19 protein-coding genes and 2 pseudogenes are annotated in these 22,671 nt (G+C 61.5%); 20 read left to right on the forward strand and 1 reads right to left on the reverse strand.

What is annotated here, in order from left to right; genetic code table 11:
* Positions 1-279 precede the first annotated feature (279 nt).
* The 5 genes from flgB (at position 280) to D3M70_RS12045 (ending at position 5,269) form a co-directional block, all read left to right on the forward strand.
* Positions 280-687, forward strand: a complete 408-nt coding sequence (gene flgB / locus D3M70_RS12025) for a flagellar basal body rod protein FlgB (protein WP_120125986.1) — start codon at positions 280-282, stop codon at positions 685-687.
* A gap of 3 nt (positions 688-690) precedes the next feature.
* Positions 691-1,134, forward strand: coding sequence for a flagellar basal body rod protein FlgC (flgC, locus tag D3M70_RS12030; RefSeq protein ID WP_081568811.1), 444 nt, complete (start codon positions 691-693; stop codon positions 1,132-1,134).
* A gap of 15 nt (positions 1,135-1,149) precedes the next feature.
* Complete coding sequence (locus D3M70_RS12035; RefSeq protein ID WP_120125987.1) at positions 1,150-1,845, forward strand: flagellar hook assembly protein FlgD; 696 nt, start codon at positions 1,150-1,152, stop codon at positions 1,843-1,845.
* Between the two features lie 28 nt (positions 1,846-1,873).
* Positions 1,874-3,196, forward strand: coding sequence for a flagellar hook protein FlgE (flgE, locus tag D3M70_RS12040; RefSeq protein WP_120125988.1), 1,323 nt, complete (start codon positions 1,874-1,876; stop codon positions 3,194-3,196).
* 261 nt (positions 3,197-3,457) lie between these two features.
* Entirely contained in the window at positions 3,458-5,269 is a 1,812-nt protein-coding gene (locus D3M70_RS12045) for a flagellar hook protein FlgE (protein WP_120125989.1), read from the forward strand.
* 140 nt (positions 5,270-5,409) lie between these two features.
* On the opposite strand, the gene D3M70_RS31925 is transcribed toward D3M70_RS12045, so the two are convergent.
* Positions 5,410-5,586, reverse strand: a complete 177-nt coding sequence (locus D3M70_RS31925; protein ID WP_165869783.1) for a hypothetical protein — start codon at positions 5,584-5,586, stop codon at positions 5,410-5,412.
* Positions 5,587-5,859: 273 nt separating this feature from the next.
* Between D3M70_RS31925 and D3M70_RS12050 the strand changes: the two genes are divergently transcribed.
* From D3M70_RS12050 to D3M70_RS12110, 15 genes and pseudogenes are all read left to right on the forward strand, one after another.
* The gene (locus D3M70_RS12050) at positions 5,860-6,600 is read left to right on the forward strand and encodes a flagellar basal body rod protein FlgF (RefSeq protein WP_120125990.1); all 741 of its coding nucleotides are present in this window, start codon (positions 5,860-5,862) and stop codon (positions 6,598-6,600) included.
* A gap of 47 nt (positions 6,601-6,647) precedes the next feature.
* Positions 6,648-7,436, forward strand: a complete 789-nt coding sequence (flgG, locus tag D3M70_RS12055; RefSeq protein ID WP_120125991.1) for a flagellar basal-body rod protein FlgG — start codon at positions 6,648-6,650, stop codon at positions 7,434-7,436.
* Positions 7,437-7,557: 121 nt separating this feature from the next.
* Positions 7,558-8,271, forward strand: a complete 714-nt coding sequence (gene flgH, locus D3M70_RS12060; protein WP_120126027.1) for a flagellar basal body L-ring protein FlgH — start codon at positions 7,558-7,560, stop codon at positions 8,269-8,271.
* A gap of 13 nt (positions 8,272-8,284) precedes the next feature.
* On the forward strand, positions 8,285-9,394 hold the full coding sequence (locus D3M70_RS12065; RefSeq protein WP_120125992.1) for a flagellar basal body P-ring protein FlgI: 1,110 nt from the start codon (positions 8,285-8,287) through the stop codon (positions 9,392-9,394).
* Positions 9,395-9,404: 10 nt separating this feature from the next.
* A pseudogene (locus tag D3M70_RS33070) lies at positions 9,405-9,881 on the forward strand (rod-binding protein); the annotation flags it as partial.
* A 1-nt stretch (position 9,882) separates the two neighbouring features.
* Positions 9,883-10,636: pseudogene (gene flgJ / locus D3M70_RS33075) on the forward strand (flagellar assembly peptidoglycan hydrolase FlgJ); the annotation flags it as partial.
* Between the two features lie 10 nt (positions 10,637-10,646).
* On the forward strand, positions 10,647-12,692 hold the full coding sequence (flgK, locus tag D3M70_RS12075; RefSeq protein ID WP_120125993.1) for a flagellar hook-associated protein FlgK: 2,046 nt from the start codon (positions 10,647-10,649) through the stop codon (positions 12,690-12,692).
* 13 nt (positions 12,693-12,705) lie between these two features.
* Positions 12,706-14,316, forward strand: coding sequence for a flagellar hook-associated protein 3 (locus D3M70_RS12080; RefSeq protein ID WP_120125994.1), 1,611 nt, complete (start codon positions 12,706-12,708; stop codon positions 14,314-14,316).
* Between the two features lie 124 nt (positions 14,317-14,440).
* On the forward strand, positions 14,441-15,920 hold a 1,480-nt coding region (locus D3M70_RS33080), incomplete at its 3' end, for a glycosyltransferase family 2 protein (protein WP_375232956.1).
* A gap of 231 nt (positions 15,921-16,151) precedes the next feature.
* On the forward strand, positions 16,152-17,987 hold the full coding sequence (locus D3M70_RS33085; RefSeq protein WP_375232957.1) for a glycosyltransferase: 1,836 nt from the start codon (positions 16,152-16,154) through the stop codon (positions 17,985-17,987).
* A gap of 182 nt (positions 17,988-18,169) precedes the next feature.
* The gene (gene rfbF, locus D3M70_RS12090) at positions 18,170-18,943 is read left to right on the forward strand and encodes a glucose-1-phosphate cytidylyltransferase (RefSeq protein ID WP_120125995.1); all 774 of its coding nucleotides are present in this window, start codon (positions 18,170-18,172) and stop codon (positions 18,941-18,943) included.
* On the forward strand, positions 18,925-20,007 hold the full coding sequence (rfbG, locus tag D3M70_RS12095) for a CDP-glucose 4,6-dehydratase (RefSeq protein ID WP_120125996.1): 1,083 nt from the start codon (positions 18,925-18,927) through the stop codon (positions 20,005-20,007). The genes rfbF and rfbG overlap by 19 nt, the downstream gene beginning before the upstream one ends.
* Complete coding sequence (locus tag D3M70_RS12100; protein WP_120125997.1) at positions 20,004-20,564, forward strand: dTDP-4-dehydrorhamnose 3,5-epimerase family protein; 561 nt, start codon at positions 20,004-20,006, stop codon at positions 20,562-20,564. The genes rfbG and D3M70_RS12100 overlap by 4 nt, the downstream gene beginning before the upstream one ends.
* Positions 20,561-21,784: a class I SAM-dependent methyltransferase gene (locus D3M70_RS12105; protein ID WP_120125998.1), complete on the forward strand. Its 1,224-nt coding sequence runs from the start codon at positions 20,561-20,563 to the stop codon at positions 21,782-21,784. The genes D3M70_RS12100 and D3M70_RS12105 overlap by 4 nt, the downstream gene beginning before the upstream one ends.
* A complete protein-coding gene (locus tag D3M70_RS12110) occupies positions 21,781-22,662 on the forward strand; it encodes an NAD(P)-dependent oxidoreductase (RefSeq protein ID WP_120125999.1) in 882 nt (293 codons plus the stop codon). Before D3M70_RS12105 ends, D3M70_RS12110 begins: the two co-directional genes overlap by 4 nt.
* The last annotated feature ends 9 nt before the right edge of the window (positions 22,663-22,671 follow it).

Genomic DNA, 22,671 nt, shown 5'->3' on the forward strand with positions numbered 1-22,671 from the left:
AGTTCGGCCGTTAGGCCGAACCAAAAAATCAGTGCCACCCCAGGTATCGGATGGGTTCCCGGTCTCAACGCCATAACAGCAATCCCCGCCACAGCGGCAAAAAAACGACACCCCTCTTGCCGCTTTCCTCACCGCCAGCGGAAATCACTTGCCGCTTTTCTGGCATCACCTCTGCCGTACCCGCTTGAAAGCCACGGAATACGGGTGTTTCTGAAAGTGGCACGCCACTTGCTATCTCTTGCTCACGAACATCTGGTCAACCGGTAAAGGTTTCCCGACATGAGCATCAGCTTCGACAAGGCACTGGGCATTCACGAGAAAGCGCTGAACTTCCGCGCTCAACGTGCCGAAGTGCTGGCCAACAACATCACCAACGCCGACACGCCTAACTACAAGGCGCGCGACCTGGATTTTTCCAAGGTGCTGGCCGCTGAAAACGATAAGGCCACCAAAGGCACATTTGCCCTGAACGTCACCAACAGCCATCACATCGAAGCTGAAGGCATGAGCGATGGCGACGCGAGTCTGCTGTATCGCACGCCGTCGCAGCCATCGCTGGACCAGAACACCGTCGACGCTCAAGTCGAAAACGCCAACTACGCCGAGAACGCCATTGGCTTTCAGGCCAGTTTCACGTTGCTTAACAGTAAGTTCAAAGGGCTGGTAGCAGCCTTGCGCGGAGAGTAATTCATGTCTCTATCCAGTGTTTTCAATATTGCCGGTAGTGGCATGAGTGCTCAGAACACTCGCCTGAACACCGTCGCCAGTAACATCGCCAACGCCGAAACCGTGTCCTCCAGCCTGGACAAGACCTATCGCGCCCGCCACCCGGTATTCGCCACGGTGTTTCAGGGGCAGGAATCCGGCGGCAGCGCGTCGCTGTTCGAAGATCAGGGGCAGGCCGGCACCGGCGTTCAGGTTTCCGGCATCGTCGAAGATGCTTCCAACCTGGAAGCACGTTACGAGCCAAACCACCCGGCCGCCGACAAGAACGGTTACGTCTATTACCCGAACGTCAACGTCGTCAACGAGATGGCGGACATGATCTCGGCCAGCCGTTCGTTCCAGACCAACGCGGAAATCATGAATACCGCTAAAACAATGATGCAGAAGGTCCTGACCCTGGGTCAGTGATAAGGGGCGAACGCAATGACTACCGTCAGCAACGACACCACGAGCGACTACCTCAAGTCGCTACAGGGTGCCACCTCCGGCAAGACCGGCGACAGCGCCACCGGTGCCAGCACGCTGGGCAAGGATTCGTTCCTGCAACTGCTGGTGACCCAGATGCAGAACCAGAACCCGCTCGATCCACAGGACAACAGCGAGTTCGTGGCCCAGTTGGCTCAGTTCAGCAGCCTGGAAACCATGCAGAACCTGAGCACCTCGGTCGACGCCATCGGCGGCATGTACCAGTCTTCCCAGGCCCTGCAGGCATCTTCGCTGGTTGGCCGCTCGGTGATCGCCGACAGCAGTTCGACCAACGTCGACACCAGCAAAGGCATGACCGGCCAAGTGGTGCTGCCTTCCACCAGCACCATCACCAGCGTCGAGATTTCTGACAGCACCGGCACGGTCGTTCGCACCCTCGATCTGGGTGAACAGTCGGCCGGCAAAGCCAGCTTTACCTGGGACGGCACGGACGAGGCGGGCCAGCCCCTCGCGACAGGTAACTACACCTTCAAGGCGACGGGCAGTCTGGACGGTACCAACACCGGTCTTACGACCTATCTGCCCGCGACGGTGACGAGCGTCACCATGGGCTCGGCAGGCGCTGCCATGACTCTCAATCTGGCCAACGGCGAAAACATCGCCTTGTCCAAAGTTCAGCAAATCGGAATCTAGAGCCGACTCGACGGCGCAGGAGTGATACATGTCTTTCAACATCGGTCTGAGTGGGCTCTACGCAGCAAATAAAAGTCTCGACGTCACTGGCAACAACATTGCCAACGTCGCGACTGTCGGCTTCAAGTCGTCCCGTGCGGAATTCGCCGACCAGTACGCGCAATCCATTCGTGGCACGTCCGGCGGCACCAACGTCGGCAGCGGTGTGACCACCGCAGCGGTCACCCAGAACTTCACCCAGGGTGCCCTGACCACCGGCACCGGTCGTGACCTGGACCTGGCGATCAACGGCAACGGCTTCTTCATGGTCAGCAACAGCGGCGAGAAGCTGTACACCCGTGCCGGTAACTTCCACACCGACACCGCCGGCAACATCATCGACACCAACGGCAACAACCTCCAGGGTTTTGGCGTTGATGCCAACGGCAACGTGAAAACCGGCGTGCTGACCAACCTCAAGGTCGACACTTCGAACATGCCGCCGAAGGCGACCAGCAGCATCACCATCAGCTCCAACCTGGACTCGTCCAAGGAGATCAACAGTGCCGCTGCGTTCGATCCGGAAAAAGTCGAAACCTACGACCTGACCTACAGCACCAAGATTTACGACAGCCAGGGTAACGAGCACACCCTCGACCAGTATTTCCGGAAGACGGGACTCAATACCTGGGACATGTACACCCTGGTCGACGGCCGCAGCGTCAACGATCCGACCAAGACCACGCCAGACACCACCAATCTGACGTTCGACTCGTCGGGTAACCTGGTGACCTCGCCAGCGCCGACCTCCACGGCCAACGTGGCGGTGAACGCTGACGGCACTTTCACCATTGCCAACTGGGTTCCAGGTCAGAGCAAGACCATCGGCTCGTCCACCACCTGGGCTGCCAACGGCGCTTCGGCGGCAACCGGCGGGATGAAGCTGGACATGCTGGCGACCACCCAGACCAACGCGGCAGGCGGTGCGATCGCCAAGACTCAGGACGGTAACTACACCGGCCAGATCAGTGCCATGAGCGTGGATGCCACCGGTAACCTGTTCGCCACTTACACCAACGGCGAATCGCGCACCATCGGCCAGGTAGCGCTGACTACCTTCGCCAACGTGCAGGGGCTGTCTCCGGCAGGCGGCACCATGTGGCGTGAAACCTACGCTTCGGGCATCCCGGTTACCGGTGCGCCGGAGTCGGGTACGCTGGGGAACATTACCGGTTCGGCGCTGGAAGAATCCAACGTTGACCTGACCACCGAACTGGTGGAGCTGATCAAGGCGCAGAGTAACTATCAGGCGAACGCGAAGACCATTTCGACTGAAAGCACCATCATGCAGACCACGATTCAGATGACCTGATAAGGGTCGATTGATCGCGGTTCTCAAGGCCCCTCTTCGGAGGGGCTTTTTTATGGGTGCTGTTTTTTGATGACTGGTCGGGGCGAGCGAAAACAACAAGAGCCATCCCACTCGATTACTAGAAAATTCCTACTTTCGTTGATGCGAGACTCGGATTCGCTGACAAATGAATGCCCTTGAGCCTCGCTCGACCGTATTCCTTTGTCTGCGACTACCAATGCATTGACGAACGTGTCGTTGATAACGACTCAGGGAGTGTTCATGTCATTCAACATCGCAGTGGCCGGTTTGCATGCGGCGCATAAACGCATGGAAGTGGCGGGCAACAACATCGCCAACGTCGGTACTTCGGGTTTCAAGTCTTCGCGCGCGGAGTTCTCCGCGGTGTATTCCTCTTCGGCGCTGGGCGGCAGTGGCTCGGCAGTAGGCGATGGTGTTCGGGTTGCCGATGTCTCGCAGAATTTCGCAGCCGGCGGGGCAATGTCCAGTCAAGGGCGGCCGCTGGACATGCGGATTCAGGGCAAGGGCTTTTTCGTGATGAGCGATGGAGGCGCGCTGAGCTACACGCGTTCCGGGGCCTTTCAGATTGATGCGGAAAATTTCGTGGTCGACCCGCAAGGCGGGAGATTGCAGGGTTATGGCGTCAGCGAGGATGGCAAGATCGTCAACGGGGTTCGCACGGATCTGAAGATCGACACCGCCAACGTCGCGCCCAAACCCACCAGCAAAATGGAGCAGACGCTGAATCTGGACGCCGCTTCGGCTTCGCTGGCGGCGCTTCCACGGTTCAACCCCGACGACCCCCGCACCTATACCCGCGTGGTGACGCGCACCATTCGGGATGCCGGCGTGCCGGCAGTGAAAGAGGTCAGGGGCAAGGATGCCAAAGGCCAGGACATCGTCATTATTCATGCCAGAGCAGCAGTGCCACCTCAGGATCATGAACTCAAACAGTACTTCGTCAAGACTACCGACAATGACTGGACCTCGTACATTCTCATCGACGGCGTCAATCCGCTGGATCCTTCGAGCCTGGCGCCGCTGGAAGTGGGTCTGCATACGCATCCCGGCGGTCAGTTGTCGCTGACCGGTAATTCCGCCGCCGTGAGCAAGGTGTCCGACGCCGAACTGGCGCTGCGCGACTGGCAGCCGGCGACCATGGTCAACGGCGGCTCGGCGCCCAGCGGCGCGGCCAATACGGGTCCCATCAAACTGGCGCTCGATGATGCCGGCGCTCCGCTGCTCGACCCTGCCGATCTTGTGAAGTCGCGCCCGGTTCCGGTGTTCGACCCCAGCGACATCACGACCTTCAACAAGATGTTCACCACCAACGTGTTCGACAGCCTTGGCGAGAGCCATCAAATGACTCAGCACTTCGTCAAGGACGGCAGCAACAGCTGGAAGATGCACGTGCTGATCGATGGTCGTAACCCTCAGGATCCGGAGCGTACCGACCCTGTGACCGCGAGCATGCTGTTCGACGCGCGCGGTGATCTGCTGTCTCTGGTCGGAGGGCAGGGGCTGGTGGCCAGCAACCAGAAATTGACGCTTGGCAACTGGGTGCCCGCCAAGGATCTGGACGGTGCGGGAGCGGGTCAACGCTGGGGCAGCAACGGCGCGTCGGCCAACCCCGAGGGCATCGCGCTGGACCTGAGCAAGCTCAGTCAGTACCGGGCTCAGACCGCGCTGACGTCGCCAATTACCGATGGCCACGCCGCGGGAGAAATGCGCGACCTTTCCATCGATCGTAACGGCATTATCAGTGCCGGTTTCAGTAACGGGCTGAACCGCAAGATTGGTCAGGTCATGCTCGCCAGTTTCACTAACGAGCAGGGCCTGCAACCGATCAGCGGCACCCGCTGGAAAGAGACACATGAATCGGGGAGGGCCAATTACGACGGGGCTGCGGTGGGAAGCCTTGGCAGTATCGTCGGGCGCTCGCTGGAAGGTTCCAACGTGTCATTGGCCGAAGAGCTGGTGGAGCTGATCCAGGCGCAGACGGCGTATCAGGCCAACTCCAAAACCCTGTCGACCGAAGCGGAGTTGATGCAGACGCTCATTCGCGCCACGTAATGAACGGCTGATGCTGTTGATCCTGCAGCAGTCCGGCCGGGCGGCGTTCCGTTTGCTGGCGGTGGCGTAATTGAATATCGCCACCGCCGGCAAGCTGTGCGGCTACGGACCGAAGAAGGGCGGCCAAAAAAAAGCATCCGCTAAATCGAACAGTCCGATTTCACGAACCCGCGACTCACTTTGGTCCAGCCCTTGCCAGGGCTGGTCTGCGCGCACACGGTCCGGTGTTTTCCCTGCCAGAGGTAATAAGGCGCCTGCGCGGCGACCGCAACGGTCGAGCAGGCGAGGAGGAGGGCGAGGGCAAGCGGCAGACGCATGACAATTTCCTGTGGGCTAAAAAGGCCGGTGAACCAATCGCTGCAATTATCGCTCCCCACGCGAAATTTTTTTGGCGGCATGCGGGGCGATTTTCAAAGAAAGTGGCGGTCCGCCGTCGCGGCCGGACTTCGCAGGTGTCGTCGGCGCTGATTTGGCCCAGTAACCACTGCAAAATCAGCACTTTGTATCACGTCCGAAAAACTGGTTCGATTATTGCTATGACCTGATCAGTACAGCTACAGGCGGCAAGCGTCTGTCGGAGGAGGAAGACTGTGGACAAGTTGCTTTACGTGGCCATGAGCGGTGCGTCGGAAAACGCCATTGCGCAAAAGGCCCATGCCAACAACCTGGCGAACGTCTCGACCAACGGATTTCAGCGCGACCTTGAACAGGCCCGCTCGATGCCGGTGTTTGGCGAGGTCATGCCGTCGCGCGCCTACGCCATGAGCGAGCGTCCGGGTACCGATTTCAGCCAGGGTTCGATGATCGATACCGGTCGCGAACTGGACGTTGCCGTCAAAGGCAATGGCTGGATGGCGGTCCAGACTCCCGACGGCGGCGAAGCCTACACCCGCACCTCCAGCATGAACATTGACGCCCTCGGCGTGCTGCGTGATGGCAATGGTTTGCCGGTCATGGGCAACAGCGGGCCGATTGCCGTGCCGCCTCAGCAGCAGATCGAGATCGGCGCCGACGGCACCATCAGCGTCCGCTCGCTGGGTGAGAGCCCGCAAGTCATGGCCGAAATCGACCGCATCAAGCTGGTCAAGCCGGACCTGGCGAACATGGAAAAAGGCCCCGACGGTCTGATGCACACCAAAGACGGCAAGCCGGCGCAAGCCGATGCCGACGTGCAAGTCGAATCCGGGTTTCTGCAGTCGAGCAACGTCAATGCCGTCGAGGAGATGACCTCGGTGCTGGCGCTGTCCCGTCAATTCGAACTGCACATCAAGATGATGAAGACCGCCGAGCAGGATGACGAGTCGATGGCTCGCGTCTTGCAAATGGGCTAATGACTGACAGCTTGCGCCGATAATCAGGCGCTTGAGGAGATTGAACAATGCTTCCGGCACTTTATGTAGCTAAAACCGGCCTGGCCGCTCAGGACATGAACCTGACGACCATTTCGAACAACCTGGCAAACGTCTCGACCACCGGTTTCAAGAGTGATCGCGCCGAATTCCAGGACCTGCTCTACCAGATCAAGCGTCAGCCGGGTGCTCAGTCCACGCAGGACAGCGAGCTGCCATCGGGTTTGCAGCTGGGTACCGGTGTGCGCATCGTCGGCACTCAGAAAAACTTCACCGCCGGCAGCCTGCAGACCACCAATCAGCCGCTGGACATGGCAGTCAACGGTCGTGGCTTCTTCCAGATCCGTCAGCCCGACGGCACCCTGGCGTACACCCGTGACGGTACCTTTCACCTGGACCAGAACGGCCAGATCGTGACCTCCAACGGCTACGCGCTGGAACCGGCAATCGTCGTTCCGCAGGACTCGCAGACGTTCACCGTCGGCGAAGACGGCACCGTGTCGATCACCACCTCGGCCAACACCGCGACGCCGCAGGTTATCGGCAACATCCAGACCGCTGACTTCATCAACCCGGCCGGCCTGCAATCCCAGGGCGGCAACCTGTACCTGGAAACCGCTTCCAGCGGTGCGCCGCAAGTGGGTACTCCGGGCCTGAACGGTCTGGGCGTGGTCAAGCAGAACACCCTGGAAAACTCCAACGTCAGCACCGTTGAAGAACTGGTGAACATGATCACCACTCAGCGCGCTTACGAGATGAACTCCAAAGTGATCTCGACCGCCGACTCGATGCTGCAGTACGTGACTCAGAACTTGTAAGTCGTCTTTAGTGCGAATCGGTAAACGGAATCTGAAACACCTGATGTCCTTCAACGAAACACCTGATCAATCCGATGGGGCGCCTGAAAAACGCCTGCTACACCGCGAGGTTTTAAGTGTCATGAAACGGCTTTCTGTATTGCGGCTTTCCCTGTTGGCAGCACCGCTGTGCGGTATCGCGCTGCTGACCGGTTGCGTTGCGCCTTCGGCCAAACCCAATGACCCTTATTACGCGCCGGTGTTGCCGCGAACGCCGCTGCCATCGGCGGCGAACAACGGCTCGATCTATCAGGCCGGTTTCGAGCAGAACCTGTATGGCGACCGCAAGGCCTACCGGGTCGGTGACATCATCACCATCACCCTGTCCGAGCGCATGGCCGCCAGCAAAGCTGCGAACTCCAGCATCAGCAAGACCAGCGACACCAGTATCGGTCTGACATCGCTGTTCGGCGCCGGCGTGAAAACCAACAACCCGGTGGGTGGCGGTAGCCTGAGCCTGGACGCCGGTTACAGCGGCGACCGCGCCACCAAGGGCGACGGCAAGGCCGCGCAGAGCAACAGCCTGACCGGTTCGATCACCGTGACCGTGGCCGATGTGCTGCCCAACGGCATTCTGTCGGTGCGCGGCGAGAAGTGGATGACCCTCAACACCGGCGACGAGCTGGTGCGTATTGCGGGCCTCATCCGTGCCGATGACATCGCCACCGACAACACCGTCTCGTCCACTCGCGTGGCCGATGCGCGCATCACGTATTCCGGTACAGGGGCGTTTGCCGACTCCAGCCAGCCAGGCTGGTTCGACCGATTCTTCCTAAGCCCGTTGTTCCCTTTCTGATACCGGGATAGCCATGATCACGTTCAAGCAACTGATAGCGGCAGCGCTGTTGTTCACCACTGCGCTTGGCGCTCACGCCGAGCGCCTGAAGGACATCGCCAGCATTTCCGGCGTGCGGACCAACCAGTTGATCGGTTACGGTCTGGTGGTGGGTCTCAACGGTACGGGTGACCAGACTACCCAGACCCCGTTCACCCTGCAGACCTTCAACAACATGCTCTCGCAGTTCGGCATCAAGGTGCCGGCGGGCTCGGGCACCGTGCAGCTGAAAAACGTTGCGGCCGTGGCCGTGTACGCCGACCTGCCGCCCTTCGCCAAGCCCGGGCAGCAGATCGACATTACCGTGTCGTCCATCGGTAACTCGAAAAGCCTGCGCGGCGGCAGCCTGCTGATGACCCCCATGAAGGGTATCGACGGCAACGTCTACGCCGTCGCTCAGGGCAACCTGGTCGTGGGCGGTTTCGACGCCGAAGGCCGTGACGGCTCGAAGATCACCGTCAACGTTCCGTCGTCCGGTCGCATCCCTGGCGGTGCGTCGGTGGAACGTGCCGTTCCGAGTGGTTTCAACCAGGGCAATTCGCTGACCCTGAACCTGAACCGCAACGACTTCACCACCGCCAAGCGCATCGTCGACAAGATCAACGACATGCTCGGCCCTGGCGTCGCTCAGGCGTTGGACGGTGGTTCCGTGCGGGTGACTGCGCCGCTGGACCCGAACCAGCGCGTCGACTACCTGTCGGTGCTGGAAAACCTGGAAATCGATCCGGGCCAGACCTCGGCCAAAGTCATCATCAACTCGCGTACCGGCACCATCGTCATTGGCCAGAACGTCAAGGTATCGCCTGCGGCGGTCACCCACGGCAGCCTGACTGTGACCATTACTGAAGACCCTGTGGTCAGCCAGCCGGGTGCGTTCTCCAACGGCCAGACCGCCGTGGTGCCTCGCTCGAAGATCAACGCGCAGCAGGAAATGCACCCGATGTTCAAGTTTGGTCCGGGCACCACGCTGGACGAAATCGTGCGTGCGGTTAACCAGGTGGGCGCAGCTCCAGGCGACCTGATGGCGATTCTCGAAGCATTGAAACAGGCCGGCGCATTGCAAGCCGACCTGATCGTGATTTAAGGGAAAGGCGATGAGTATTCCTACTGGCGGTCCTTCGAGCACGGTTGGCGATTCGGGGGCGTACACCGACCTCAATCGTCTGGCCAACCTGAAGAACGGCGGCGATCGCGACAGCGATGCGAACCTGAAAAAGGTGGCACAGGAGTTCGAGTCGCTGTTCGTCAGCCAGATGCTCAAGGCCATGCGTTCGGCCAACGAAGTGCTGGCCAAGGACAACCCGATGAACACTGCGGCGACGCGGCAGTATCAGGACATGTACGACCAGCAGCTTTCGGTGAGCATGTCCCGCGAGGGCGGCGGTATCGGTCTGCAGGACGTGTTGATGCGTCAGCTGTCCAAGACCAAGAGCGGCCAGGTTGCTCCGGCCACTACCGACCTCAATGCCCCGAACAAGGCAGACGCGACCCCGGCGCAAACCGGTCTGGCGACCCGTGTCGCACAACGGCCTTTGTGGGCGACCCGTTCGGTTGCCGCCGATGCGACCACCNTCTGGCACTGCCGAGCAAGCTGACCGACCGGATCATGGCAGGCATCGTCCCGAACACCGCGGCGACCCAGGATACAGCGACCAGCGCCACCACGCTGAAAAACCGCATCGACGTTTCCAGTGCCGTGGCCGCCGCCAAAAAGGCCGGCAGCCAGGGCAATGGCGACTGGACCGTTGGCCCCGAATACACCGCCAAGGCCGATGCCTACGTGCGCAGCCGGGTGCAGACTCCGCTGGCCCCGGGCAAGGCTGCGTTCGCCAACGCCGACGAATTCGTCGCCACCATGCTGCCGCTGGCCAAGGACGCTGCCGCGCGTATCGGCGTCGATCCGACCGTGCTGGTGGCTCAGGCCGCGCTGGAAACCGGCTGGGGCAAATCGATCATGCGCCAGTCCGATGGCAGCAGCAGCCACAACCTGTTCGGCATCAAGGCTCAGGGCGGCTGGCAAGGGCCTGAGGCCCGTGCGATCACCAGTGAGTTCCGTGACGGCAAGATGGTCAAGGAGACGGCGGACTTCCGTTCCTACGACTCCTATGCCAGCAGCTTCCACGACCTGGTGAGCTTCCTGCAGAACAACAATCGCTATCAAGCCACGCTCAAGTCGGCCGATAACCCGGAACAGTTTGTGAAAGAGCTGCAAAAGGCCGGGTACGCCACTGACCCGGGCTATGCCAGCAAGATTTCTCAGATAGCGAAACAGATGAAGAGTTACCAGAACTACGCAGCCGCATCGGGCTCTTCCACGACTTTATAAGGTTTGAACCATGTCACTGATTTCAATTGGGCTTTCGGGACTGAACGCCAGCAGTGCAGCGATGACCACCATCGGCAACAACACTGCCAACGTTGACACGCTCGGTTACTCGCGCCAGCAAGTGATGACGACTTCCGGTGCGCAGCAGAATATCGGCGTCGGTTTCATCGGCACCGGTACCACGCTGTCCGACGTGCGTCGGATCTACAACGGTTTCCTGAACACCCAAGTGCAAACCAGTACATCGCTGGACTCTGACGCCCAGGCCTATCTGGGTCAGGCGAGCAAGCTGGACTCGATCCTGTCCGACAGCTCGACCGGCATCAGCACCGTTCTGAGCAAGTTCTTCACCAACCTTCAGGCGCTGTCCAACAACGCCACGGGTTCGGCTGAGCGCGCCAATTTTATAACCAGTGCCAAGGCGCTGTCCGCGCAGTTCAACACCATCGCCGGGCAGATGAAGGACCAGAATGCCGGTATCAACAGCCAGCTTTCATCGCTGACCGGCCAGGTCAATTCGCTGGCGTCGTCGATCGCCGATCTGAACACCCAGATCACCCAGGCCAAGGCCACGGGTGGCCAACCCAACTCGCTGCTCGATGCCCGCGACGAGGCCGTGCGCCAGCTCAATGGTCTGGTCGGCGCCAAAGTGGTCGAGAACAACGGCAGCTACGACATCTACATCGGGACTGGCCAGCCGCTGGTCACCGGTGGCAAGGCGGGCACCCTGACGGCGGGCCCGAGCGACAGCGACCCGAATGTCTATTCGGTGAAACTGAACTATCAGAGCAGCAGCGTCGACGTGTCCTCGGTGGTCACCGGTGGCACCATCGGCGGTCTGCTGCGTTATCGCAGTGACGTGCTGCAGCCGGCCGCCAACGAGCTTGGCCGTCTGGCGCTGGTGGCGTCCGACCAGATCAACCAGCAGCTGAACCAGGGTGTGGACGCCAATGGCGACTTCGGCACCAGCCTGTTCAACAGCATCAATGACCCCAGCCTGGTCAGTCAGCGCAGCATTGCCACACAGGGCAACAGCGCAGGCTCGGGCAATCTGGACGTGACCATTGCCAATACTGGCGCGCTGACCACCAACGATTATCAGGTGACCTTCACCAGCGCCACCGGCTACAGCGTCAAGCGTCTGCCGGATGGCAAGGACATGGGCGCCTACAGCACGACCACCACGCCACCCCCGGTCATCGATGGCTTCTCGCTCAAGCTCAGCGGCGGCGCGGTCGCGGCCGGCGACAGCTTCAAGGTCAGTCCGACCGGCAATGGCGCCAGTGGCATCAAGACCGTCCTCACCGATTCGAAGACCCTCGCCGTGGCTGCGCCGTTGACCGGCACCAAGGGCGCGAGCAGTTCGACCAGCGGTACGTTCAGCCAGCCGACGCTCCAGACCCAGGCCAACATCTACGACACCAAGGCCACGACTGACCTGCGCAATGCCATCGAGGGCGCGACCCCGATGCGTCTGGTCATGGGCACGGCCGCCAATGGCTCGCAGTCGTACTCGTTGGTCGATGCCAATGGCGTTGCGGTAAAAGACAAAAACGGCACTGCCATCACCGGCAATATCGTTCCGGGCCAGAACAACGACATCTCCATGGACGTGGGTTACACCGACTCGTCGGGTACGGCGCAGTCGTTCAAGATCGGCCTGTCCATTTCCGGATCCCCTGTCGCGGGCGATACCTACAGCATCGCCTTGACTGGCGCCGGCTCTTCGGACAACCGCAACTCCGAAATCGCGATGGGGCTGCAGACCAGGCAGACCGTCGACACCGCTTCCGGAAATGGCACTGGCATGAGCTTCAGCGATGCCAACAGCAAGATGATCACCAGCGTCGGGTCAAAGGCCGCTCAGGCCAAGGACGACGCCACTGCCACCACGGCGGTCCTGGCTCAGGCGAAAAGCTCGCGGGACAGTGTCTCCGGTGTTTCGCTCGATGAAGAAGCGGCCAACCTGGTCAAGTATCAGCAGTACTACACCGCTTCGTCACAGATCATCAAAGCGGCTCAAGCTATCTTCAGCACGCTGATCAACAGTCTTTAAGGAGTCGTAATCCATGCGTATTTCAACTACCCAGTTTTACGAGACCAGCGCGTCCAATTACTCGCGCACCTACGCCAATGTCACCAAGACCGGTGACGAGGTCGCCAGTCAGATCAAGCTCAACACCGCCGCGGACGATCCGGTCGGTGCCGCGCGCGTGCTGCAATTGCAGCAGATGGGCTCGATGCTCAATCAGTACAAATCGAACATCGACACCGTCAACACCAGTGTGGTCCAGACTGAAACGGCATTGACCGCCATCACCTCGGCGATTCAACGCGCGCAGGAGCTGGTGCTGTCCGCCGGCAGCGCGACCTACACCGACAAGGACCGCCAGGCCAGCGCGTCGGAACTCAAGGAGCTGCAGACGCAGATTCTGGGCCTGATGAACAGCAAGGACGCCGACGGCAGCTACCTGTTCTCAGGTTCCAAGTCGAGCACGCCGCCGTACGCGGTCAACCCCGATGGCAGCTACAGCTATCAGGGCGATCAGACGCGCAACATGCTGAACATCGGCAACAACATTTCCATGGCCAGCAACACCACGGGCTGGGACGCGTTCGAGCAAGCGGTCAATACCACACGCACCTCGGCCACCCTGAAGTCCCCGGCCACCGACGATGGCATGATCTCGTTGTCCGGCGGCAGCGTCAGCAACAGCGCCACCTACAGCAGCCAGTTCACGGCGGGTCAGCCTTACAGCATCTCGTTCAGCAACAGCACGCAATACACGATCCTCGACAAGGACGGCAAGGATGTCACCGGCGATGCGACCTCGGCCGGCAAGTTCAGCGCCACCAGCGCGGCGAACCAGACCATCGGTTTCCGGGGCCTGGAACTGAACCTGAACATCAACCTGACCGACGCTCAGTACGGCAGCGCAGCTGCGGCGGAAACCGCGATGAGCGCGACGCCGCACACCTTCGAGCTGGCGGTGTCGCCAAGCACGATCAGCACGGCGCGTCTGCCGGGCAATCCCTCGACGACGGTGATCACCGGCACGTCGGTGACCGATCAGACCAAGTTCAATGAGTCGTTCCCGTCCGGCGGCGCGGTCCTGCGTTTCACCAGCGCGACCAATTACGAGCTGTACGCGGCGCCTTACGATGCGGCCACCAGCAGCCCGGTCTCCACCGGCACGCTGAGCGGCACGCCAGTCGCCAACCAGGCCGTGGCGGCCGGTGTCACGTTCACCCTCAGCGGCACTCCGCCAGCGCCGGCTGCGGGCGATCAGTTCACCGCCCAATCGTCGACCCAGCAAAGCCAGAACATTCTGAACACCTTGTCCAGCGTGATCACTGCGCTCAATGGCAAGGTCGACGGTGATCCGGTCGCCACCCAGAAACTGCAAGCGACCCTGACCTCGACCATCGGCAACCTGCAAAGCGCCGCGAATCAGATCAGCGATGCGGTCAGCGATGGCGGTGCACGGGCGCGAACCTCGACGGATCAAGGGGTGACCAACCAGAACCTGATCGACAATGGCACCACCGAGTCGAGCACTATCACTGCCTCCGACCCCGTGGACGCGATTGCCCGCCTGACCCTGCAAAAAACCATGCTCCAAGCGTCGCAACTGGTGTTTACTCAGTTGTCCGCGCTGAACCTGTTCAGCAAGCTGTAATCGCCTGATGCGGTGACGGCGCACCCGGATCACCGGGCGCCGTCAGCGCTGAGCGTCAACCGTTATTGTCAGCGGTTAAGCCGGTCCTTCTGCCGAAGGCGGCAGGCCGCTCGTGAGTCCGCCCGTGAATTCAGTTCCGCTCGTCAGCATCGTCATCCCCGCCTACAACCCTCGTTTCTTCCAAGGTGCGCTGCACAGTGCGCTCAGCCAGAACTACAGCCATTTCGAAGTGGTCGTGTGTGACGATTCCGGCGGCGATGAAATCAAGCGCATCGTCGACCTGTTCGACGGGGTGGCGACCACGCCGTTGCGCTATGTCCGTAACCCGCAACGGTTGGGCTTTGTGGGCAACATGCTGCAGTGCCTGGCTCACGCGAGCGGCGAATTCGTCAAGTTTCTCTGCGACGACGATCACCTGTTCTCATCGTGCGTGAGTTATCAGGCGCAAGTGTTGATCGAACACGAAGACGTCAACCTGGTGGTCGCTCAGCGTAATCTCTGGGATGCCGATAGCATCGTCCTGCCCACGCGCCTGGAAAACAGCGCGTTGGCGCGCACCAGTTGCGTGTTCAAGGGATCGGACATGCTGCAGATCTTCGAAGGGTTTCCGCTGAATTTTCTCGGTGGCTTCAGCGCCTCGATGTTCCGTCGTTCGGACCTTGAACAGTTCCTTCCGGCACTGACCACCCCCGGCCAGTGCTTCGCCGCGCAGCTGGACCTGGCGTTGTATATCTGCTTGCTGCGTCACGGCAACATGGCGGTGCTCAACCATATTCTTACCGCTGAAAGGCTGTACCCGGAGCGCCTGAGTCGTCAGCAACCGATGCGCGAGGCGCTGGGCACGGAAATGCAGTGGCTGGTAAGCATGCTCAAGGCGCGCGGCGGCGAATCGGCACCGGCCAAAGGCTGGGTGCGGATCGTCGATCTGACCCGCGCCGGCGAGTCGCCGCGACCGTGGGACGAGCTTGCACTGAGTCGCGCGCTGGGCAATATCCAGACCACGCAGGTGTCGAAGGTCGGCTGCGATACCGAAAGTTTCGGTGAGTTCTATGCGCAATGGCTCGCCTGCCGCAACTTCTCGCCGCTGCACGAAAAACTGTTGCCGGATCGTCTGGCCAGCTGGCCTTACCAGCCGCGCATCATGCCGGTGATTCTGGACCGCAACGAGGGTCGCGCGAGCCTTCGCGACACGCTGCACAGCCTGCAGGCGCAGCTTTATCCGCCTGAGCTGGTGTTGGTGCTGTCGGAAGGCTGCGAAGAGACTCGACTCGAAGAGCGGGTGCTGTACGTGCCGCTGCAATCGGACTGGCCATCCCAGATCAATCAGACCCTGCCGCAGCTGGACACCGTTCAGTGGTTCTATCTGCTGCGTTCGGGGGACCGGCTGGTCAAGTCGGCCCTGCTCATGCTCGCCGAGCGGATCGCGACCGACGGGCACCTGCGCTGTCTTTACAGCGACGAAGGCGCGCTGCATGCCGGTGAGTCGGCCGAGCCCGTGTTCAAGCCTGACTTCAACCTCGATCTGCTGCGCAGCTATCCCTATGTCGGTCGGGCGCTGGCTTTCGAGCGCGACAACTTTTTGGCTCTCGGTGGTTTCGACCCTGNAGAGCGAAGGGGCTCAGGCCATCGGACACATCGCTGAAATCGTCGTGGAGTCGCGTTGCACATTCCCGCAGTGGCTGGCGTCGGCGCCGGTTCGCGAGCAGGATGCGCGGGTCGTGGGGGCTCATCTCAATCGCCTGTCAGTGCCTTTCGAGTTGCGCAGCGAGGCGGCAACGATCGGCAACCGCATCGATTATCTGCATGCCGGGCAACCGCTGGTGTCCGTGATCGTCGTGGTCAAGGATCAACTGGCGGCGCTGCAACGCTGCGCCGAAACCCTGCTGGAAAAGACGCTCTACGGACACTACGAACTGTTGATCGTCGACACCGGCCGTGGCAATGAGGAAATGCGTGCCTGGCTGGCGGGCATCGCGCAGTGGGGCGGCGAGAAGATTCGCGTGCTCGACGCCAGCGCGCATTCGACGCTGTCGGCGCAGCAGGACTTCGCGGCCCGCGCGGCGCGTGGCGAGTATCTGGTTTTGCTCAACCCGTTCTCGGTAATCACCGACGCAAGCTGGTTGCAGGAGCTGTTGCTACACGCTCAGCGCTCCGAGGTCGCCGTCGTGGGGGCCATGGTCTTCAACGCTCAGGGCTTGGTCGTGCGTGGCCCGCTGGTGCTGGGGCTGCGCGGCCCGGCAAGCGTTCCGTTCGCTGGAGAGCCAATGAACACCTCCGGCTACATGCAGCGTCTGCAAGTGGTCCAGGACCTGAGCGCGGTCAACTCCGAATGCCTGATGATCCGCAAGCAGGTGTTCGATGAGATCGGCACGATGGACACCCGGATCGCCACCAAGGAATACAGCGAGGTCGACCTTTGCCTGCGCGCCCGTGAAGCCGGCTACCTGGTGGTCTGGACGCCGTATGCGCGGGTTGCGCTGGGGGATCATCAGGTGGTTCGGGAGGAGGTTGCGCAGGTCGAACGTCTGGCCGAAGAGCGGCTGTTCTATCAGCGCTGGCTGCCGGTCATCGCCAGAGACCCGGCCTACAACCCTAACTTGACGCTCAGCGGCCTCAACTTCGGTCTGGAGCCGGGGCTGCGCAACGGCTGGAACCCGTTCGCCAGCCGGCAGTTGCCCAACGTGCTGGCCGTGCCGTTGAACGCCTCTGCCATCGGTCACTACCGCATGAGCCAGCCTTTCACCGAGCTTGAAGCCGCAGGGCAGATCGTCGGCCGGATCAGTTACGAGCTGCCGCCGGTGGTGGAACTCGAGCGCCAGTCGCCGGACGTGGTCATCGTGCAGGCGCGCTACAGCGAAGGGATGATCAACGAGGTCGAGAACCTCAGGACCTACTCGCGGGCCCGACTGATTTATGAGCTCGATGACTACGTCATCAGCGTGCCCAAGAAGAACGGCCATATGCGCAACATGCCCGAGGCCGATCAGATGGAGTCGCTGGTCCGCCGGGGCATCGGGCTGTGTGATCGCGTGGTCGTGTCGACCCAGGCGCTGGGCGATGCCTTGTCGTCGATGCACCACGACATTCGCGTGGCTCCCAATATGCTGGCGACCGACATCTGGCTCAAGCTGGTGGGTGTCAGTCAGCGTCGCATGTCAAAGAAACCGCGTGTCGGCTGGGGCGGCGGCACCAGCCACGCCGGGGATCTGGACGTGATCGCCGAGGTCGTGCGTGAGCTGGCCGACGAAGTGGAGTGGGTGTTCTTCGGCATGTGCCCGGAAGCGCTGCTTCCCTATGTGCATGAGTTTCACCCCTCCATCAACCTGTCGGAGTATCCGGCCAAGCTCGCCAGCCTGAATCTGGATCTCGCGCTTGCGCCGTTGGAGTTCCATATCTTCAACGACTGCAAGAGCAACCTGCGGCTGCTGGAATATGGCATCTGCGGCTACCCGGTGATCTGCACTGACACCAAAGCCTATCAGGGCTATCTGCCCTGTACCCGGGTGAAGACCAACAGCACCAGCGAATGGCTGGAGGCGATCCGCATGCACTTGGCGGACCCCGGTGCCAGCTACCGCATGGGCGACGAGCTGCGGTCCATCGTTCTGCGTGACTACATGTTGCGCGGTGAAAATCTGCAAACCTGGGTCAACGGCTGGCTGGCCGATTGACACCTGATTCGATCGCCAGCGCCGTCTAACGGAGCTGGCGCGTTTCCTGCAAGTTCCCCTGAAAGCGCCATAAATCACGCGTCATGTGATTGGCGTGGACAGATGAACAGATCCTGCGTCCGACCCGCTGCGCCGCCCACGCGCACGTCGGTCCCGCAGTTGCAGACAGGAACAGCGCAACGATGAAGGCAGTCATTCTGGCGGGTGGTCTGGGTACTCGCATCAGTGAGGAATCGCACCTCAAGCCCAAGCCGATGATCGAGATCGGCGGCAAGCCAATTCTCTGGCACATCATGAAGCAGTACTCCGCTCACGGGATTCATGATTTCGTGATCTGCCTTGGCTACAAGGGCTATGCGATCAAGGACTTCTTCGCCAACTACTTCCTGCACACCTCCGACGTGACCTTCGACATGCGCAACAACCGCATGGACGTTCATCAGAACTACAGCGAACCGTGGCGCGTGACCCTCATCGACACCGGCGACGAGAGCATGACGGGCGGGCGCCTGCGCCGGGCCGGTCAGTACGTTCGCGATGACGAAGCGTTCTGCTTCACCTATGGCGACGGGGTCTCGGACCTGAACATCGGCGCGCTGGTGGATTTCCACCGCACCCACGGCAAGCTCGCCACCGTCACCGCTGTGCAACCGCCAGGCCGTTACGGCGCGCTGGATCGCGACGGCGACCGTGTACTGGGTTTCACCGAGAAACCGCGCGGCGACGGCGGCTGGATCAACGGCGGTTTCTTCGTGCTCTCCCCGGATGTACTGCCGATGATCAGCGCAGACAGCACCTCGTGGGAAAACGAGCCGCTGGTCGAACTGGCCCGGCGTGACCAGTTGATGGCGTTCCAGCACGAAGGCTTCTGGCACCCGATGGACACCCTGCGCGACAAGAATTACCTGGAAGAGCTCTGGCAGAGTGGAGGCGCGCCGTGGAAGCAGTGGGCGTGAAGGCTGACTTCTGGCAGGGCAAGCGCGTGCTGCTGACCGGGCACACCGGTTTCAAGGGCAGTTGGCTTGCATTGTGGCTTGAAAGCCTGGGCGCCAAGGTCACGGGTTTTGCCCTTGAGCCCGGCACCGAGCCGAGCCTGTTCGAACTCGCCCGTGTGGCAGACGGCATCGATGATCGTCGCGGCGATCTGCGAGATCTCGCGGCCTTGACCGCGTTGCTCGACGAAGTTCGTCCGCAGATCGTCCTGCATCTGGCGGCGCAACCGCTGGTGCGTGAAGGCTATCGCGATCCGCTGGGGACTTATTCCAGCAACGTGATGGGCACGCTCAATCTGTTGGAGGCGATCCGCCAGACCGGCGAGGTGCGCGCCTGCGTGTTGGTGACCACCGACAAGGTGTACGCCAATCAGGAATGGCTGTGGCCGTATCGCGAAAACGAACCCCTCGGCGGGCATGATCCGTACAGCAGCAGCAAAGCGTGCTGCGAGTTGCTGGCGCAGTCCTATGCTGCTTCGTTCTTTCCTGCCGAGCGCTACAGCGAGCACGGCCTGGCGCTGGCAACGGCGCGGGCCGGGAACGTGCTGGGCGGCGGCGACTTTGCCGCCGACCGGCTGATCCCCGACGTCCTCAAGGCGTGGTCGGCCAACACCCCGGTGACCTTGCGTTATCCCCAGGCCGTGCGGCCATGGCAGCACGCGCTGGAACCGTTGATGGGCTACCTGCTGCTGGCCGAAAGTCTGTATGTCCATGGCCCGCAGAATGCCGGGGCGTGGAATTTCGGACCCGGTGAAGACGACATGTGCACGGTGGGCGAAGTCGTCGCGCACCTGGCGCAACACTGGCCATCGGCACCCGGTTTGCAGGTCGAGGCCAGCGAACTGCACGAGGCCGGGCTGTTGCGCCTGGACAGCAGTCGTGCGCGCCAGCAACTGGCCTGGCGACCGCGCTGGTCGTTGGCCCAATGCCTGGAACACACCTTGTCCTGGCACCTGGCGTGGAAAGCCGGGCAGGACATGCGTGCGTTCACCCGACAGCAGCTGGCCGCCTACATGGAGGCCGCATGAGCGATATGCAGATGCTCGCGTTGCCATTGCCCGGCCTGTTCAGTCTCCAGCACCGTCGCCACGCCGACCAGCGTGGGCAATTCAGCCGTCTGTTTTGCGAGGGCAGTCTGAGCGCCTTCGGTCAGGCGTTCCACGTGCGTCAGATCAACCACTCCTGCACCGCCGAACGCGGCAGTGTGCGAGGGCTGCATTACCAGACCGCGGCACAGCCGGAAGCCAAGCTCATCACTTGCCTGCGCGGTGAGGTGTGGGATGTGGCGGTGGACCTGAACCCGGATTCAGCGACCTTTCTGCACTGGCATGCCGAGCATCTGCAAGCCGGGGATGGCCGCAGCCTGTTGATTCCGGCCGGTTTCGCCCATGGCTTTCAAACCCTGACCGACGATGCCGAGCTTTTGTACCTGCACAGCGCCGACTACGCGCCGCAGCACGAAGCCGGGCTGTCCGCGCAGGACCCGCGGTTGAACATTGCCTGGCCACTGCCTGTCAAGAATCTGTCGGCCAGAGACGCTGGCCATCCCTTGCTGAACTCGTCTTTCGCTGGAGTGCGTTTATGAACTGCCGTGGTTGTGGCACAGAGCTCAAATTGCCATTGATCGATCTGGGCACCGCGCCGGCATCAAACGCCTATCTACGAGCCGAGCAACTGACCCAGGCCGAGCAGTGGGTGCCGCTCAAGGTCGAGGTGTGCGAGCACTGCTGGCTGGTGCAGACCAACGACTACACCCAGGCCGACAGTCTGTTCGATGCGGACTACGCGTATTTCAGTTCCTATTCCAGCTCCTGGCTGGCCCATGCCGAGCGTTATGTCGGCGAGATGGTCGAGCGCTTCGGCCTGAACCACGACAGCCGGGTGGTGGAAATCGCCGCCAATGACGGTTACCTGTTGCAGTACGTCGCGGCGCGAGGCATCCCGTGTCTGGGTGTCGAACCCACGCGCAGCACCGCCGATGTCGCCCGGGCCAGGGGCCTGGAGATTCGCGAAGTGTTCTTCGGCAAGGCCAGCGCCACGCAATTGCGTGAAGAGGGCTGGGCCGCTGACCTCATGGCCGCCAACAACGTGCTGGCCCATGTGCCGGACATCAACGATTTCCTGAGCGGCTTTGCCACCTTGCTCAAAACTGACGGTGTGGCCACTTTCGAATTCCCGCAACTGCTGGCGCTCATGGCTGGCCACCAGTTCGACACGCTGTACCACGAACACTATTCGTACCTGTCGCTGACGGCGGTGAACACCCTGTGCCAGCGCAATGGTCTGCACGTGTTCGATGTCAGCGAACTGCCGACCCATGGCGGCTCGCTGCGGGTGTTCGTGCAGCGTCAGGGTGGCCATCACGAGGTGCAGCCGAGCGTCGACCGCAAGCTCGAAGAAGAGCGCGCGGCGGGCGTCCTGACTCGCCCGTTCTACGCGACCCTCGCGCCTGCTGCCGAGCGCATCAAACACGCGTTGTTGGCATTTCTGCTCAAGGCCCGCGCCGAAGGTAAGCGGGTCGTGGGTTATGGCGCCGCCGCCAAGGGCAACACCTTGCTCAACTACGCGGGCATCAAGCCTGACCTGTTGGCCTGGGTCGCCGACGCCAGTCCCCACAAGCAAGATAAATACCTGCCGGGGAGCCGCATTCCGGTGGTTGATCCGAGCCGTATTGCCGCCGAGAAACCCGACTATGTGCTGGTCTTGCCGTGGAACCTGCTTCAGGAAGTCAGCCAGCAGCAGGCCGTGGTGCATGAGTGGGGTGGCCGCTTCGTGATCGCCGTTCCCGAGTTGACGTTCCTGTGAGTGCAGGCAACGTGCTGGTCACGGGAGCCACCGGGTTCGTGGGGCGTCATGTGGTGACGCAATTGCTGGCGCGCGGTTATTCGGTGCGGGCAGTTGCACGCAATCCCGACACCGCCCGCAAGATGCCCTGGTTCAACGAAGTCACATTCGTCAGCGCCGATATCCATGCCCCTGACCTAGACACTCTGGCGCTCAACGACGGTATCGACGCGCTGGTTCATCTGGCTTGGCCGGGTCTGCCGAACTACCGCGATCTGTTTCATTTCGAGCACAACCTGATGGCCGACTACGGCTTCATCAAACGGGTTGTGCAGTCGGGTGTGTCGCAGGTGATGGTCACTGGCACCTGCTTTGAGTACGGCATGCAGAGCGGGCCGCTGAGCGAGGAGGTGCTGGCGCAGCCCACCAACCCGTACGGGTTGGCCAAACATACGTTGCGCCTGTTTCTCGAGGCGTTGCAGGTTCAACACCCGTTCGTTCTGCAATGGGCGCGCTTGTTCTATCTGCACGGCGCCGGGCAAAACCCCAACAGTCTGCTCGCAAGCCTCGAGAGGGCAATGGATGCGGGCGCTGCAACCTTCGACATGTCCGCCGGCGATCAGCTACGCGACTACTTGAGCATCGAAACCGCGGCCGGGTATCTGGTGGATGTGCTGCAGCGTCCGCAGTTTTCCGGGGTGGTCAATTGCTGCAGCGGCAAGCCGGTTTCCGTCAGGGCGCTGGTGGAAGCTCGGGTGCGCGAACGCAACGCGACGATTGCCCTGAATCTGGGTCACTACGGTTACGCCAGTCATGAACCGATGGCGTTCTGGGGAGCGACCGAGCGCTTGCAGCAACTGCGCGAGCAATCCCCGGCCCCACTGCGAAGAGGAGGCTGATGAACGCCG

Origin of the sequence: Pseudomonas sp. LS-2, assembly GCF_003605735.1 — a bacterium.
Taxonomy (GTDB): Bacteria; Pseudomonadota; Gammaproteobacteria; order Pseudomonadales; family Pseudomonadaceae; genus Aquipseudomonas.

Coding starts and splice junctions, on each gene's coding strand:
- D3M70_RS12045 (WP_120125989.1), top strand. CDS start 3,458: ATGTCATTCAACATCGCAGTGGCCGGTTTGCATGCGGCGCATAAACGC.
- D3M70_RS12065 (WP_120125992.1), top strand. CDS start 8,285: ATGATCACGTTCAAGCAACTGATAGCGGCAGCGCTGTTGTTCACCACT.
- D3M70_RS12105 (WP_120125998.1), top strand. CDS start 20,561: ATGAACTGCCGTGGTTGTGGCACAGAGCTCAAATTGCCATTGATCGAT.
- D3M70_RS12080 (WP_120125994.1), top strand. CDS start 12,706: ATGCGTATTTCAACTACCCAGTTTTACGAGACCAGCGCGTCCAATTAC.
- flgB (WP_120125986.1), top strand. CDS start 280: ATGAGCATCAGCTTCGACAAGGCACTGGGCATTCACGAGAAAGCGCTG.
- flgG (WP_120125991.1), top strand. CDS start 6,648: ATGCTTCCGGCACTTTATGTAGCTAAAACCGGCCTGGCCGCTCAGGAC.
- D3M70_RS31925 (WP_165869783.1), bottom strand. CDS start 5,586: ATGCGTCTGCCGCTTGCCCTCGCCCTCCTCCTCGCCTGCTCGACCGTT.
- D3M70_RS12035 (WP_120125987.1), top strand. CDS start 1,150: ATGACTACCGTCAGCAACGACACCACGAGCGACTACCTCAAGTCGCTA.
- flgC (WP_081568811.1), top strand. CDS start 691: ATGTCTCTATCCAGTGTTTTCAATATTGCCGGTAGTGGCATGAGTGCT.
- flgH (WP_120126027.1), top strand. CDS start 7,558: ATGAAACGGCTTTCTGTATTGCGGCTTTCCCTGTTGGCAGCACCGCTG.
- flgK (WP_120125993.1), top strand. CDS start 10,647: ATGTCACTGATTTCAATTGGGCTTTCGGGACTGAACGCCAGCAGTGCA.
- rfbF (WP_120125995.1), top strand. CDS start 18,170: ATGAAGGCAGTCATTCTGGCGGGTGGTCTGGGTACTCGCATCAGTGAG.
- flgE (WP_120125988.1), top strand. CDS start 1,874: ATGTCTTTCAACATCGGTCTGAGTGGGCTCTACGCAGCAAATAAAAGT.
- D3M70_RS12100 (WP_120125997.1), top strand. CDS start 20,004: ATGAGCGATATGCAGATGCTCGCGTTGCCATTGCCCGGCCTGTTCAGT.